Raw genomic sequence first — 13,751 nt, forward strand, 5'->3', positions numbered from 1 at the left:
TGGATGATCCGGATGAAGACCAATCCCGCTCCCCGTGCCGGCCGCATGGGCGCGCGCCAGATCTACGAAGCCCTGAGGGATCAGATCATGGCGCGGGTGTACGGGATCGACGGGCTGCTGCCGTCCTCGCGCGCGCTTGCCGGCGAGATGGGCGTGGCGCGCTCGACCGTCACCATCGCCTACGAACAGCTCGCCGCCGAAGGCTTCATCGAAACACGCCATGGCGCGCGGCCGCGTGTGGCTGGCGCCGTCGTCGAGCGGGGACGTCCGCGCGTAGCGTCGCGGCCGTCGGCGCGGAAGGTGCGGCTGTCGGCCTTCGGCGAGCGGCTGCTTCAGGACCCGCCGCGGTGGACCGAGCCGCCGCGCGGGCTCGTCGCGAATTTCCGATATGGCGAGCTCGCGCCGTCGGATTTCCCGGTGCTGGCATGGAAAAAGGCCGTGACTGCTGCGATGGCGCGCAAGCCCGAGCGGCTGGCCTACGACAATCCCTGCGGCGCGCTGCGGCTGCGGACCGCGCTTCAAGGCTATCTGTGGCGGTCGCGCAGCGTCCGCTGCGAGGTCGATCAGATCGTCGTCGTGAACGGCTCGCAGCAGGGCCTCGACATCTGCGCGCGCCTGCTGCTCGACGCCGGCGACCGCTTCGTGATGGAGGATCCCGGCTACCAGATGGCGCGGCATACTTTTGCGGCGGCGGGCGCCGAGACGATCCCGATCCCCGTCGATGCGGATGGACTGGAGACAGCGCGGCTCGACGGCATCGAAGCCCGCCTCGCCTATGTCACGCCGTCGCACCAATATCCGCTCGGCGGCGTCATGCCGATCGGACGCCGGCACCAATTGCTCGCCTGGGCCAGGGCAAACGACGCGTACGTGATCGAGGACGATTACGACAGCGAGTATCGCTACGACACCAGGCCGATCCCGCCGCTGCATGCGCTGGAAGGCGGCGACAACGTGATCTATCTCGGCACCGTCTCCAAGACGCTCTCCCCGACCTTGCGGATCGGCTATCTGGTGGTGCCCGCCGCCCTGCGATCCCTGTTCGCCGCCGCCAAGCAGATCATGGACCGGCACACGCCGCTGATCGAACAGGACGCTCTCGCTTCGATGCTCGAAAGCGGCGCCTATGACGGCCACGTCAGGCGCGTGCGCCGGCGCAACGCCGAACGCCAGCAGGCGCTGCTCGACGCGCTTCGGCGCCGGTTCGGGGATCGCGTCCGGATCGAGGGCACGGCCGCCGGCCTGCACATCGTGGCGTGGTTCGATGATCTGCCGCAGAAGCGCGAGGACGCCTTGATCAAGGCAGCCCATGCCAAGGGCGTTGGCATCTATCCCGTCTCGGCACTGTTCGTCGGACCTCGCCGACCGCGGAAGACAGTCGGCCTCGTCATGGGCTATTCGGCACTGGAGGTCGCACAGATCGAGCGCGGCTGCAGGCTTCTCGCACAGGCCGTCGCCGAACTGGTCTGATATAATGGACGATAACTGGCAGTTTCTTACAGACCAGATTACGGCTATCTCCAGACCACACCGGAGATAGCCCATGTACATCCCTCCCGCCTTCAAGGACGACATCGAGAGCATCCGGGCGACCATTCGCGGCGCCCGCCTCGCCAGCCTGGTAACGGCCACCACCGAAGGCCCGGTCGCTACGCCGCTGCCGCTCTTTCTCGACGAGAGTGAAGGCGAGCACGGCGTGCTGTACGGACATGTGGCGAAGGCCAACCCGCAATGGAAATTGCCGCCGATCGGAGATGCGCTGGCAATCTTCAGCGGTCCCGACGCCTATGTGACACCGTCTTGGTACGCGACCAAGCAGGAGACCGAAAAGGTCGTACCGACCTGGAACTATGTCGCGGTGCATGCCTACGGCCCGGTCGAATTCTTCCAGGAGCCCGAGCGCCTGCTCGACGCCGTGACCCGGCTCACGAACAGACACGAAGGATCGCGCGCCAAGCCGTGGGCCGTTACGGATGCCCCCGCCGATTTCATCGCGGCGCAGCTGCGCGGAATCGTCGGCGTGCGCATTCCCGTCATGCGGTTCGAGGGCAAGCGCAAGATGAGTCAGAACCGTCCCGAGGCCGACCGCCTCGGCGTCGCACAAGGTCTCGCAGCGAGCGAGAACGCGCATGATCGCGAGGTTGCGCGGTTGATTCCGGTTCCGGTGTAGTGGCCACCTGGTTCCCGACATTCGCTGTCGGGAACCATCGTCCTGTCAGGTTCGTTGATACATTTCAGCAAGCATCTCCTGACAGGATTCCTATGTGCCGCTGGATCGCATACCGGGGCGAGACCACGTCTTTCGAGCCCTACGTCACCGAGCCCGAGCATTCGCTGATCGCGCAGAGCATCCGCTCGCTCCAGTCGACGGCCGGCTCGAATGGCGACGGCTTTGGTCTCGGCTGGTACGGCGAGCATCCGGAGCCTGGTCTTTATCGTGAAACACGCCCGGCCTGGTCGGACGAGAATCTCCGCTACCTCTGCCGCCATCTGCGCTCGCATTTGTTCTTCGCCCATGTGCGCGCCGCCACCGGCACGGCGGTGACGCGGCAGAATTGTCATCCCTTTGCCTGCGGCCAGTGGATGTTCATGCACAACGGCTTCGTCGGAAGCTGGAATCGCCTGCGGCGCAAGGTCGAGGCGCTGATCCCCGATGCCTACTATCCCTCGCGGACAGGCACGACGGATTCGGAAGCCGTGTTCCTCGCCATGATGGGCGCGGGTCTCGATAGCGATCCGCTCGGCGCAACGCATCGCGTGCTGCGAGCCCTTGTCGGCCTCGTCCAGGAAGGCGAGCTTCGTGAGCGGCTACGCTTCACCAGCGCCATCGCGAATGGCCGGGATCTCTATGCCTTCCGGGTTGCGGTCAACGATGCCGCCAACACGCTCTATTTCCGCGAGGCCGGCGGCCAGGTCATCGTCGTGTCCGAGCCGTTCGACAAGGAAACGGACTGGACGGAAGTGCCTGTGAATCACGCGCTGGTCGCGCGCGCGTCCGAAAGCGCGAAAATTGTTCCGTTCGACCTTGCAATTTCCAGTGGATTCGACGCGGAACCCGCCCCTGCCAGAAGGATTATCGCCCGCAGGTAAATACCTTGGCCGGGTGGCACCATGACATTTGCTTCAGACGTCTTGAAACTGCTGCGGCTCGATTCCTCCGAGGACAGGCAGCACCTCGTCATTCGCTCGGCCGGCGGACGCGGCAAGGCCGCGGAATATTCGTTCGGCATCGAGGAGGAATATTTCCTCGCCGACCGGCAAACTTTGGACGTTGCGATCGAAACTCCAAATGCCCTGTTCGAATCGGCGAACTGGTCGACCGGCGGCCAGGCGATGCGGGAGATGTTGCAGTCCCAGCTCGAGGTCGCCACCAACGTTCACGTCGACGTCACCGACGCGCGCGAAGAGCTTCGCTTCCTGCGCCGCGAAGTCGCGAACGTCGCGGCACAATACGGCTTCGCGATCATGGCCTGCGGCACGCATCCGACCGCGGTCTGGCGCATGTCGCAGCCGAGCCCCAAGCCGCGCTACGAAGAGATGATCGAGGATCTGCGCAGCATCGGCCACCGCAACCTGATGTGCGGCATGCATGTGCACGTCCAGTTGCCCGATCCCGAAAAGCGCATGGCGGTGATGCGAGCGATGCTGCCGCATCTGCCGCTGTTCATCGCCCTGTCGGCCTCCTCCCCGTTCTGGAATTCCCACAAGACCGGACTGAAGGGCTACCGGCTCGCCGCCTATTCCGAGCTGCCGCGCACCGGCCTGCCCGAATTGTTCGAGAGCAGGCAGGACTACGACGAATATGTCGGCGCGTTGCAGCGCTCCGGCGTGATCCCCGATGAAAGCCACATCTGGTGGGCCATGCGCCCCTCCATGAAGCACCCGACCCTCGAGCTGCGTGCGCCCGATACCTGCACCTTCGTCGACGACGCCGTTGCCATTGCCTCGCTCTATCGCTGCCTGACCCGCTATCTCTACCTGCGACCTCATCTGTCGAAAGAGGTCACCGTGGTCGAACGCGCGATCGCGGTGGAGAACAAATGGCGCGCCCAGCGCTACGGTACCGATTGCATCTTTGCCTCCAAGGACGGGCCGGTCACGATCTCCGAGCTGCTCTCCCGTGTGATTGACGACATCGCCGGGGACGCGGCCGCGCTGAACTGCGCCGACGAGGTCGAACACTGCCGCACCATCGTCGAGCGTGGCAGCTCGGCTGAATTCCAGCTTCGCGCCTTCCGCGACAATGGGGAGGACATCGCCGCCGTGTCGCGCTGGATCGCACACGCGACAATCTCGGGGACGAGCGCCCCGGCCGCAGGCGCCACTGCGCCCTCATAGCCCCCGCGCAAGCTTCGGGAGCAACAATGTCGTTCCTGAATTCGGAAGGTCGCGGAGAGAAGCATGGATCGCGTCACGTGTTGCGCTGGCTGCGGCCATGGACTCATTCCGATGCTCTCGGCCAAAGGTCGCGCGGAGCTCAGCTGCCTGTGGTGCGAGCTCATCGACGCGCGCGCAGTGGACATGGCGAAGTGGGCTGACAGCCCGTACGGCAAGCCCGAGCGGACCGTCCGTCGATCCTTCGAATGAACGGCTTCAGACCCCCATCCGCCGGCGTTGACTGAACGGCGCGGCTGCACGTCCGCGCCAGAATGCCGACAAATTAGACAAGACACGTCTCGTCACCAGGCTTGCAGACTTGGCGAATATGGCCATGCAGGCTGGTGACGCGTGTCATCTAACCTCAGGTGCAACCTCGATTTTTCTTCGGGTGGCGGCGAGCCGGAGAGCCTGCGTGCCGCGCGACACCTCGACTGGCCCAAAATTCGCAAGGCAGCATCAGGCCTGATTCCCTGCTCTCCCGCGAATTGGAGCAGCAAGATGCGTGCGCCGAGAGACCGGATGAGCGGCCCAGATCGGAGAATGCCATGAACGTGCATGCCGCCGGCGATCTCAAATTCACCGGCCTCACCCACCCGGACGGTGCGCCCCTTCGTCTCAACGCTCGGGATTTCGTGGCGATCGATCGCGACCGAAACGCGAAGTTCGAGGCGACGTACCGGCCGCAAGCACTCTACAATCGCGCCAACGAGGGCTTTCACGCCAACAACGAAACCTTCCTGCTGCACGAAGTCGCGACCAATCTGCCGATCTACCGTCCGGACACCGGCCCGACCGATTTCCATCTACACCTTCCGCCGGGCGGCTTTCAGCTGGTGCTGGTCACTTCGGGTGCGTTCACCTTCGACTATGACGGGCGCTTCTACAATGTCGGCCCCGGCGCGGTGATGCTGCAAAGCGCGATCGTGCATCGCCAGCTGTTCTACACCTGGTCGGGACTGTCGACCGAAGAGAACCTGAAGACGCCGCAGACGGTGGTGCCGGATCCGATTTCCATGGGCTATTCGGGCAAATTCCTCGAAGCCTTCGTGACCGATCCGACGACCTTTCCGAACCCGACCATCGTCGGTCCGGACCAGATCAACGAAGCCGAGACGCCGCGTGTGGCCTGGAGCCACGCTCTGCACGACCGCCCGGTCGATGCAGGCTTCTGGCTTCAGGACCCCTTGGCGCTGGACGCGCTGTTCAAGCCGCTCACCGACAGCCCGGTCAAATCGTCCATGCCGGTCTTTGTGCGCGATATCGGGATCGAGGTTCCGAGCGGCCATCTCGTCACCGGCCACATCATCGCGACCGACCCCCGCGGCCAGTCGCTTTTGCCGAAGAGCACGTCGGCCGCCGCGGACGCCAGCTGTTTTGCTAAGGGCGAGGTTGCGATCTATCGCGTCATTCGCGGCACGGCCGAGTTCAGGAACAAGGCCGGCGAGACCTTCGAGCTTTCGGCCGGCGATGTGGTGACGGCGGGCAAGAACGCAATCAGTCTCTCAAGCATCGGTGAGAACACGCAAGTGCTGCGGCTTGGCCTTCTCAAAGGCATGAACGACCTTCGCAGCTGGACGCCGACGCAGCGCGATGAGATCGACGGCCTCGCCGGTCAGATCATCACGCAGAAGGACGTTCGTCCCCTGCGTACCGAAGGTAAGCCTGTCGGATATCTGTACGGCTGAGCGCAGAAGGCCCGCGTTGTCTATTCCGGAAGCTGGCGGCCCGGAGAGGTCAGACAGGCATTGATATCGACAGCCATCTTGTTGCGGTGTGCCTTGTTCAAGAGCGCATCTCGCTCTGTACCGGGTTCCAGGAGCGAGGCCTGTTCGCGCAACCTCAGTGCATCGGCCACAAGACGCGCGGCAAGTGAACCCTCCTGATGGATGCGACTACGCTTCTCGGCCATGACAAATGTCCTTGCGGTGCGTTGGGATGGGGCGACGCAGATCAAGCCTGCGCATTCTGGGACAAAGGTCGCAGGATCGGCGAGGTCAGGCCGTCGAGCCAGTCCTGCGTCTCCGCGAGAGCGAGCCAGGCATCACCCATCCGCCTGTACCGCTTGCGCGCCGCGTCGCTGAGGGCGGAGCCTTCCAGGGTCAGGCAGTGTCCGGCGTTCTCCCGAAGACGCCGGGACCGACTCAGCCGGATATCCGCGCTGCTCGCGGGATCGGCGGAAGTCTGCCAGGAGTTTCGGCACGCAGAACACCGCCACTGATGGACGAACTTGCCCGTGGGCAGGTAGGTCGAGTGCATCGGGGCCGCAGCGAGCCGCCCGCACACGGTGCAGCCGTCCGTCGCCTGCGATGCGGGCCGTTGGCCGGCGCCCTGAACCACTTTCCCGCTCCAGCGGCGTTCGAACTTGCGGCAAAGATGCAGGGGATAGAGCAAAACGTTCATGCGCGCCTCCTGTTGTGGCGGGAGCGCGGTAACGTCTCTCGGTCACCAGCGCCTGTCACGTGCGTGCCGGTGATGCCTTGAATATGGTGTCTCAACCGACATTCGCCAGAGCGCCGTGCCGAGAAAACCCTGCTTGGCATCCGGCGAGCGGCCATGCCCCACCACACTTCGCGTGTCGCGCGATAAACGATGACCCCGCCATCGTCATTGCTTGAACGACAGCCTCCCTGCCGTACCGATCCCGTCGAATTTGGAACTTATCTCTACCTCTCCTGTTGCCTCTGCCGATAGCACCCGTGGATGCGCATGCCGTCCCCCACAAACGGAGATTGGGTCACGGGGTGCACTCCTCTCATCCAGCCGAAAGTCTCAGATGCGCATTTTGAAAAAACGTTCGCCGTCGTTGGCGGCCACGGCCCGTCACGCTCTCGCGGAATATCCGGTGGCGTCCGCCGTTGTCGCGACAGTCGGCTTGATGGCTGCGGCCGCTGTCGTCAATCGCCGGCTCGCCGACAAGGCCCAACGCGAGAACCCGCCACAGGGACGCTTCGTCGACATCGACGGTGTTCGTTTGCACTATGTGGAGCGGGGATCGGGCCGCCCGCTGGTCTTGCTTCACGGCAATGGCAGCATGATCCAGGATTTCGAGTCGAGTGGACTGATCGATCTCGCCGCCAAGGACTATCGCGTCATCGTGTTTGATCGTCCGGGCTTCGGCCACAGCCTGAGACCCCGAAACGTCATATGGACGCCTGCGGCCCAAGCCGACCTCTTCAGGGATGCACTTGCGCACCTTGGCGTCGAAAAGGCGATCGTGCTCGGGCATTCCTGGGGAGCGTCGGTTGCGATTGCCTTGGCCAGCAAGCACCCCTCGATGGTTGAGGCCTTGATACTGGCGTCGGGATACTATTTCCCGACAGCCCGCACCGACGCGATGATGGCGATGGCCGGGCCGGCGATACCTGGATTCGGCGATATCCTCAGCCACACGATTTCCCCGATCCTCAGTCGTCTGATGTGGCCGTCCATGCTGCGGCAGCTCTTCGGGCCCAAATCCGTCCCTCAAAAATTCGACGGCTTTCCGAAATCACTGGCCGTGCGTCCATCGCAACTTCGCGCCGCCGCCGCCGAGGCAGCATTAATGGTCCCTGCGGCAATTCTGTCGGCGAAAACCTACGGCGAACTGGCCATGCCGGTGTTCATCCTGGCCGGCGAAGAGGATCGCCTCATCGACATCGACGAGCAGTCCAGCCGCCTGCATGACGAAATCAAGCACAGCAAGATGCGCCGCGTCCCGCGAGCGGGTCATATGATCCAGCAATCGGATACGGCCGACTTGATGGCCGCAGTCGACGAGGCGGCGGCGGAAACGTTGCACTGATTGGGAATGCCAGAAGCTGTCGGAAAGGAATGACTATGCCCACGAAAATCAAAGAGCGGACCTGCCCGGCATGCAGCGGGACGGGCTTTCCCCTGTCCAGGCAACCGGCTTCGCCGGGCCGCAAAGTCTATCCGGTCAAATGCGAGGCCTGCAAAGGCAAGGGAAAGATTACCGAGGCCGAGTGAAGAGCCCCCGCAAGCGAGGCCCTCTATTCCGCCGCCTGGCGCACGTGGCGTGCGGTCGGGGTGCGCATGGTGACGAGCTCTTCGGCCGCGGTCGGATGCAGCGCGATCGTCGCGTCGAAGTCCGCCTTGGTCGCCTTCATCTTCACCGCAATCGCGACCGCCTGCGTGATCTCGGCCGCGGCATCGCCGACGATGTGACAGCCGAGCACGCGGTCGGTCGAGCCGTCGACCACGAGCTTCATCAGCACGCGGGTATCGCGGCCCGACATCGTCGCCTTGATGGGGCGGAACGTCGTCTTGTAAATGTCGACATGGCTGAATTGCGCACGCGCCTCGGTCTCGGTGAGGCCGACCGTGCCGACCTCCGGCTGCGAGAACACGGCGGTCGGAATGTTGGCGTGATCGACCTGCACCTCACGCTTGCCGAACACGGTGTCGGCGAACGCATGGCCCTCGCGGATCGCGACCGGCGTCAGGTTGAAGCGATGGGTAACGTCGCCGATCGCATAGATGCTGTCGACTGAACTCTTCGAGAAATGGTCGACTGCGATGCCGCCGTTCCTCGGATTGATGGCGACGCCGGCCTTCTCCAGGCCGAGATTGGCGACGGCGGGATGGCGGCCGATCGCGAACATCACCTGGTCGGAGGCAAGGCTCGAGCCGTTCGACAGATGCGTGGTGAATTCCTCGCCGTGGCGATCGACCTTCGCGACCGTGCAGCCAGTGAGGATGGTGATGCCCTGCTTCTCCATCTCGGCACGGACGTGGGCGCGAACATCCTCGTCAAAACCGCGAAGAATGTTGTCGCCGCGATAGATCACGGTGACGTCGGAGCCGAAGCCGGCGAAGATGCCGGCGAACTCCAGCGCGATGTAACCGCCACCCTGGATCACGATCCGCTTCGGCAGCTTGGTCAGGTGAAACGCCTCGTTGGAGGAGATCACGTGCTCGATGCCGGGAATCGAAGCGCCGTGATTGGGCGCGCCGCCGGTGGCAATCAAAATGTATCTTGCGGTGATCTTCCTGTCGTTCTCGAGCAGGCGGACGGTGTGCTTGTCCTCGATCACCGCGCGGCTCTTGACGATCTGCGCGCCCGACTTCTCGACATTGGCGGTGTAAGCCGCCTCCAGACGCGCGATCTCCTTGTCCTTGTTGGCGATCAGCGTCGGCCAATCGAAGGTCGCAGGCGGAACGGTCCAGCCAAAACCGGCGGCGTCCTCGATCTCATGGCGGAAATGCGAGCCGATGACGAACAGCTTCTTCGGCACGCAGCCGCGGATCACGCAGGTCCCGCCCATGCGGTACTCTTCCGCGATCATGACGCGGGCGCCGTAACCGGCTGCGATGCGGGCGGCACGCACGCCGCCCGAACCACCACCGATGACAAAGAGGTCGACGTCGAATTCAGCCATTATCCACTCCGACCTCTTTCAGAACATGATCCGGATTCTGATCAGATAGGAACTGTCAGATCTCCTTGCCACGCTTGCGCATCTCGGCGCGGAAGGCACCCATCACGGTCTCGGAGAAGTTCTGGGCCCAGGAGTTCATGAAGGCCATGCTCAGCCCGATGGCGCGCGGCTCGGCCTCGATCAGCTTCTTGCCCAGCGGCGACTTGTAGAAGGTGACGAGATCCTTCAACTCCTGCTCGGTGAACTCGCTGGCATAGACCTGCGCCATGCCTTCTCCGATTTCCTTTTCGCGGCCGGCCAACTGCTGGTTGACGACCCCGGCGACCTCGGTGAGATCCTTCTGATAGTTGAGGTTCTGCTGGATCAGCGCGATCTTGGTCTTATCGACCAGGCCGGGCACGGCGTTGGCGTACATCGCACCGGCGTTCTTGATCGCCAGGATCTCCTTGGCGGCCGCGACGGCCGCAGGCGACGATTTCGGCGGGGCTGCCTGCTGAGCCGCGGCCGGGACCGCGCAAAAGGCCAGTCCCACAGCGAGGGTCGCGGCCGGCAAGAATCTCAAAACACTCTTCATTCCCAGTCTCCTTTCGGCTTTCGCCGTTCAATCACGCGGATTCCCTCGCCACCCGCCAAAACAGCCGAGCTGGCCAAGCCGATGAACAAACCATGCTCGACGACGCCGGGGATCGCGCTCAACGCCGTGGCGAGGCGCGCGGGATCCGCAATCTTTTCGAGCTGGGCATCGACGATCCAGTGGCCGCCATCGGTGACGAAAACGTGGCCGTCCTTGTCCTTGCGGACCGCCATCTGCCCGGAAACGCCGCATTCCGCAAACGCCTTCTCGATCGCGCGACGCGTTGCGCCGAGCCCGAACGGAATGACCTCGACCGGCAGCGGAAAGCGGCCGAGCGTCGGCACCCATTTGGTGTCGTCGGCAATCACGATCATGCGATCCGAGGCGGCCGCCACGATTTTCTCGCGCAAAAGCGCGCCGCCGCCACCCTTGATCAGATTGAGTTCGGGATCGATCTCGTCGGCGCCGTCGACGGTGATGTCGAGATGGTCGATCTCGTCCAGCGTGGTCAGCGGCACGCCGCATCGCATCGCATCGAGGCGCGTCGCCTCGGAGGTCGGCACACCGATCACTTTCAGCCCGGCGCGGACCCGCTCGCCGAGCAGCTCGACGAAATGTTTTGCGGTCGAGCCGGTGCCGAGCCCGAGCTGCATGCCGTCACGCACCTCCTCGAGGGCGCGCGCCGCAGCCTGCCGCTTCAACTGGTCCATGTTCACGATGCGCCCGCCCCTGAATTAAGAGTGTGCTGCCGGATAGGCTCGCGGCGGCCTGTGTACCCTCGTTTTCCCTCGGAGAACAGGGTCTGGGGGAACAGGCCTCTGGGCCGATCTTATAAGGTGATCTTATGGCTTCGGCCCTTGCGCGGGCGGGGCCGGGCCGGTAGCGCTGGACCATGACCTCCTCCCACACCATCGTCTTCGATCTCGACGGCACGCTTGTGGATACGGCGCCCGACCTGATCACCGCGCTCAATTACGTGCTCGACCGCGAAGGGCTGCCGCCCGTGCCGATGGCCTCGGCCCGCAACATGATCGGCGCCGGCGCCCGCAAGCTGATCGAGCGGGGGCTGGAGGCCGAGGGCCGCAGCGTCACGCCCGCCGACATGGACCGGCTGACGGCCGATTTCATCGCCTATTACGCCGACAATATCGCCGTCGAATCCCGACCCTTCGAGGGGCTGGAGGCCGCGCTCGACCATTTTGCGGCCCAAGGCCATCGCCTGGCGGTCTGCACCAACAAGCTGGAATGGCTGTCGAAGCGGCTGCTGGACCAGCTCGACCTGAGCCGGCGCTTTGCGGCGATCTGCGGCGCCGACACTTTTGGCGTCCAGAAGCCAGATCCGACCATTTTCCGCGAAACGGTGGCGCGGGCCGGCGGCGAGGTCAAAGCCAGCATCATGGTCGGCGACGCCGGACCCGATGTCGGCGTGGCCCGACGCGCCGGAGTTCCCGTGATCGGGGTCAGCTTCGGCTACACAGACGTGCCGATCGCCGAACTGAAGCCGGACCGGCTGATCCATCACATGCGCGACCTGCCGGCCGCAGCCCACAGCCTGATGACTGCCCCGGCGCCTATCAAGTAACTGATATCGCTTGGTATTTTGCAGGCGCCTGCGTTAACCATCTACTAACTATGCGCGGCCCGCCAATTGCTTGCTTGGAACGACGCTCCTAAGTTTGGGCGGGGATGTGGCGGTTCGTCGCAGTAGAAGTGGATGGTCATGCGTCGTGTCATCGCGATTGCGTTAGCTGGGGTAAGCCTCCTGGGAGCAACGAGCCTTGCCGGCTGCTCCTCGATGTCCTGGGACATGTTCAAATCGGCCCCGCCGACCAGGTCCGGCTCGAATCCAATCCCCCGGGCGCTGACGCCACGACCTCACTAGGCGCAGGCTGCAAGACCCCCTGCTCCGTCTCGGTTCCCGCCCCCAACGCCCCCTTCACTGTCACTTTCGCGCTGCCAAAATACCAGCCGGCGAGCGTGCCGGTGAACGTCATCAAGAATCCCGGCGATTTCACTACGCCCGCCTCGGTCACCACTGACCCCAACCCGGTTTTCGCGGAACTTCAGCCGGCCACTCCGCCAAAACCGGTCCGCAAGCCGCATCGGCCGAGGAAGCCGAAACCGGCGGCGCCCGCCGCTGCCCCAGCTGCTGCTGCCGCACCGGCCTCAGGCTCGCCGTTCCCCGATCCGAACGCGGGCAAGCGCTGACCTCCGTTATCCCCCCAATTGTCTCTGACGCCTCCGATGCTTACATTGCTTTCAGAGCACCGCTGAAGCAAAGCTGCGCCCGTCGCCGCAAGTGACAAGGCATTTGGTATGAACGGACTTTCCGCGAGCCCCCGCGACGCGCTGTCGAGCGCGATGACCGATCCGTTCGGACGGACCATCTCGTATCTGCGGGTGTCCGTCACCGACCGCTGCGACCTGCGCTGCTTCTACTGCATGTCGGAAGACATGACGTTCCTGCCCAAGGCGGACCTGCTGACGCTGGAGGAACTCGACCGGCTCTGCTCGGCCTTCATTGCCAAGGGCGTGAAGAAGCTGCGGCTCACCGGCGGCGAGCCGCTGGTCCGCCGCAACGTGATGACGCTGGTGCGCTCGCTGTCGCGGCATCTTTCGAGCGGCGCGTTGAACGAGCTGACGCTGACCACCAACGGCACCCAGCTTGCGAAATACGCAAGCGAGCTCGCCGATTGCGGCGTCCGCCGCATCAACGTCTCGCTCGACACGCTCGACCCGCAAAAGTTTCGCGAGATCACCCGGTGGGGCGAGATCGACAAGGTGCTGGAAGGCATCGAGGCGGCACGCGCTGCGGGCCTCGCGGTCAAGATCAACGCCGTGGCGCTGAAGAACCTCAACGAGGACGAACTTCCCGACCTGATGCGCTGGGCCCACGGCAAGGGCATGGGGCTGACGCTGATCGAGGTCATGCCGATGGGCGAGATCGGATCGGGACGAATCGATCAGTATCTGCCGCTGTCGCTGGTGCGCGCGCGCCTCACCCAGCACTTCACGCTGACGGATCTGGCCGAGAGCACCGGCGGCCCGGCGCGCTATGTCAGCGTCGCCGAGACCGGCGGCAAGCTCGGCTTCATCACGCCGATGACCCATAATTTCTGCGAATCCTGCAACCGCGTGCGCGTCACCTGCACGGGAACGTTGCACACCTGCCTCGGCCACGAGGATGCCTCCGATTTGCGCAAACCTCTGCGTGCATCGGGCGACGATTCGCTGCTTGCGGATGCGATCGACCGCGCCATTGGCCTGAAGCCCAAGGGCCACGACTTCATCATCGACCGGCGCCATAACCGCCCCAGCGTCTCCCGGCATATGAGCGTCACCGGCGGCTAGCGTCGGCTGGCCGGCCGCGGCTTATTCCCCTTAACTATCAACAAACTTCCGATTGACTGGCGGCACAC

Annotated in this window: 14 protein-coding genes and 1 pseudogene; 10 read left to right on the top strand and 5 right to left on the bottom strand. The window is 64.2% G+C overall.

All coding sequences use genetic code 11. The annotated features are described in order from the left end of the window. Nucleotides 1-3: 3 nt before the first annotated feature. From JQ591_RS30910 to JQ591_RS30935, 6 genes are all read left to right on the top strand, one after another. On the top strand, nucleotides 4-1,470 hold the full coding sequence (locus JQ591_RS30910; protein ID WP_211399749.1) for a PLP-dependent aminotransferase family protein: 1,467 nt from the start codon (nucleotides 4-6) through the stop codon (nucleotides 1,468-1,470). A gap of 73 nt (nucleotides 1,471-1,543) precedes the next feature. Then, the gene (locus JQ591_RS30915; protein WP_211399750.1) at nucleotides 1,544-2,170 is read left to right on the top strand and encodes an FMN-binding negative transcriptional regulator; all 627 of its coding nucleotides are present in this window, start codon (nucleotides 1,544-1,546) and stop codon (nucleotides 2,168-2,170) included. 92 nt (nucleotides 2,171-2,262) lie between these two features. Beyond that, a complete protein-coding gene (locus JQ591_RS30920) occupies nucleotides 2,263-3,090 on the top strand; it encodes a class II glutamine amidotransferase (RefSeq protein ID WP_211399751.1) in 828 nt (275 codons plus the stop codon). Between the two features lie 21 nt (nucleotides 3,091-3,111). Continuing rightward, nucleotides 3,112-4,338 carry a carboxylate-amine ligase gene (locus JQ591_RS30925; RefSeq protein ID WP_211399752.1) on the top strand — a complete coding sequence of 409 codons (1,227 nt, stop codon included), beginning with the start codon at nucleotides 3,112-3,114 and terminating at the stop codon, nucleotides 4,336-4,338. 63 nt (nucleotides 4,339-4,401) lie between these two features. Continuing rightward, nucleotides 4,402-4,587, top strand: a complete 186-nt coding sequence (locus JQ591_RS30930) for a hypothetical protein (protein ID WP_211399753.1) — start codon at nucleotides 4,402-4,404, stop codon at nucleotides 4,585-4,587. 338 nt (nucleotides 4,588-4,925) lie between these two features. Further along, nucleotides 4,926-6,065, top strand: coding sequence for a hypothetical protein (locus JQ591_RS30935; protein WP_211399754.1), 1,140 nt, complete (start codon nucleotides 4,926-4,928; stop codon nucleotides 6,063-6,065). Nucleotides 6,066-6,085: 20 nt separating this feature from the next. Here the strand turns inward: JQ591_RS30935 and JQ591_RS30940 are convergent, their stop codons facing one another. After that, nucleotides 6,086-6,289, bottom strand: a complete 204-nt coding sequence (locus JQ591_RS30940; protein ID WP_211399755.1) for a hypothetical protein — start codon at nucleotides 6,287-6,289, stop codon at nucleotides 6,086-6,088. A 41-nt stretch (nucleotides 6,290-6,330) separates the two neighbouring features. Beyond that, the gene (locus tag JQ591_RS35705; RefSeq protein WP_349630420.1) at nucleotides 6,331-6,780 is read right to left on the bottom strand and encodes a hypothetical protein; all 450 of its coding nucleotides are present in this window, start codon (nucleotides 6,778-6,780) and stop codon (nucleotides 6,331-6,333) included. Nucleotides 6,781-7,153: 373 nt separating this feature from the next. Between JQ591_RS35705 and JQ591_RS30950 the strand changes: the two genes are divergently transcribed. Continuing rightward, nucleotides 7,154-8,161: an alpha/beta fold hydrolase gene (locus JQ591_RS30950; RefSeq protein ID WP_211399756.1), complete on the top strand. Its 1,008-nt coding sequence runs from the start codon at nucleotides 7,154-7,156 to the stop codon at nucleotides 8,159-8,161. A 208-nt stretch (nucleotides 8,162-8,369) separates the two neighbouring features. On the opposite strand, the gene gor is transcribed toward JQ591_RS30950, so the two are convergent. The 3 genes from gor to rpiA are packed head-to-tail and all read right to left on the bottom strand — an operon-like array spanning nucleotide 8,370 to nucleotide 11,048. Then, nucleotides 8,370-9,758, bottom strand: a complete 1,389-nt coding sequence (gor, locus tag JQ591_RS30955) for a glutathione-disulfide reductase (RefSeq protein ID WP_211399757.1) — start codon at nucleotides 9,756-9,758, stop codon at nucleotides 8,370-8,372. A 55-nt stretch (nucleotides 9,759-9,813) separates the two neighbouring features. Then, a complete protein-coding gene (locus JQ591_RS30960) occupies nucleotides 9,814-10,332 on the bottom strand; it encodes a DUF2059 domain-containing protein (RefSeq protein ID WP_211399758.1) in 519 nt (172 codons plus the stop codon). Next, nucleotides 10,329-11,048: a ribose-5-phosphate isomerase RpiA gene (rpiA, locus tag JQ591_RS30965; protein ID WP_211399759.1), complete on the bottom strand. Its 720-nt coding sequence runs from the start codon at nucleotides 11,046-11,048 to the stop codon at nucleotides 10,329-10,331. The genes JQ591_RS30960 and rpiA overlap by 4 nt, the downstream gene beginning before the upstream one ends. 176 nt (nucleotides 11,049-11,224) lie before the next feature. Here rpiA and JQ591_RS30970 point away from each other — a divergent pair, with 176 nt between their 5' ends. The 3 genes and pseudogenes from JQ591_RS30970 (at nucleotide 11,225) to moaA (ending at nucleotide 13,683) form a co-directional block, all read left to right on the top strand. Then, nucleotides 11,225-11,914, top strand: a complete 690-nt coding sequence (locus tag JQ591_RS30970; protein ID WP_211399760.1) for an HAD family hydrolase — start codon at nucleotides 11,225-11,227, stop codon at nucleotides 11,912-11,914. 138 nt (nucleotides 11,915-12,052) lie between these two features. Further along, nucleotides 12,053-12,540 (top strand): annotated as a pseudogene (locus JQ591_RS30975) (hypothetical protein). A gap of 108 nt (nucleotides 12,541-12,648) precedes the next feature. Next, nucleotides 12,649-13,683 carry a GTP 3',8-cyclase MoaA gene (gene moaA / locus JQ591_RS30980; protein ID WP_211399761.1) on the top strand — a complete coding sequence of 345 codons (1,035 nt, stop codon included), beginning with the start codon at nucleotides 12,649-12,651 and terminating at the stop codon, nucleotides 13,681-13,683. Nucleotides 13,684-13,751 lie beyond the last annotated feature (68 nt).

The sequence above is a fragment of the Bradyrhizobium canariense genome (assembly GCF_018130465.1).
Taxonomy (GTDB): Bacteria; Pseudomonadota; Alphaproteobacteria; order Rhizobiales; family Xanthobacteraceae; genus Bradyrhizobium; species Bradyrhizobium canariense_C.

Coding starts and splice junctions, on each gene's coding strand:
- JQ591_RS30925 (WP_211399752.1), top strand. CDS start 3,112: ATGACATTTGCTTCAGACGTCTTGAAACTGCTGCGGCTCGATTCCTCC.
- JQ591_RS35705 (WP_349630420.1), bottom strand. CDS start 6,780: ATGAACGTTTTGCTCTATCCCCTGCATCTTTGCCGCAAGTTCGAACGC.
- JQ591_RS30970 (WP_211399760.1), top strand. CDS start 11,225: ATGACCTCCTCCCACACCATCGTCTTCGATCTCGACGGCACGCTTGTG.
- JQ591_RS30935 (WP_211399754.1), top strand. CDS start 4,926: ATGAACGTGCATGCCGCCGGCGATCTCAAATTCACCGGCCTCACCCAC.
- JQ591_RS30915 (WP_211399750.1), top strand. CDS start 1,544: ATGTACATCCCTCCCGCCTTCAAGGACGACATCGAGAGCATCCGGGCG.
- moaA (WP_211399761.1), top strand. CDS start 12,649: ATGAACGGACTTTCCGCGAGCCCCCGCGACGCGCTGTCGAGCGCGATG.
- JQ591_RS30920 (WP_211399751.1), top strand. CDS start 2,263: ATGTGCCGCTGGATCGCATACCGGGGCGAGACCACGTCTTTCGAGCCC.
- JQ591_RS30930 (WP_211399753.1), top strand. CDS start 4,402: ATGGATCGCGTCACGTGTTGCGCTGGCTGCGGCCATGGACTCATTCCG.
- JQ591_RS30940 (WP_211399755.1), bottom strand. CDS start 6,289: ATGGCCGAGAAGCGTAGTCGCATCCATCAGGAGGGTTCACTTGCCGCG.
- JQ591_RS30910 (WP_211399749.1), top strand. CDS start 4: ATGATCCGGATGAAGACCAATCCCGCTCCCCGTGCCGGCCGCATGGGC.
- JQ591_RS30950 (WP_211399756.1), top strand. CDS start 7,154: ATGCGCATTTTGAAAAAACGTTCGCCGTCGTTGGCGGCCACGGCCCGT.
- gor (WP_211399757.1), bottom strand. CDS start 9,758: ATGGCTGAATTCGACGTCGACCTCTTTGTCATCGGTGGTGGTTCGGGC.
- JQ591_RS30960 (WP_211399758.1), bottom strand. CDS start 10,332: ATGAAGAGTGTTTTGAGATTCTTGCCGGCCGCGACCCTCGCTGTGGGA.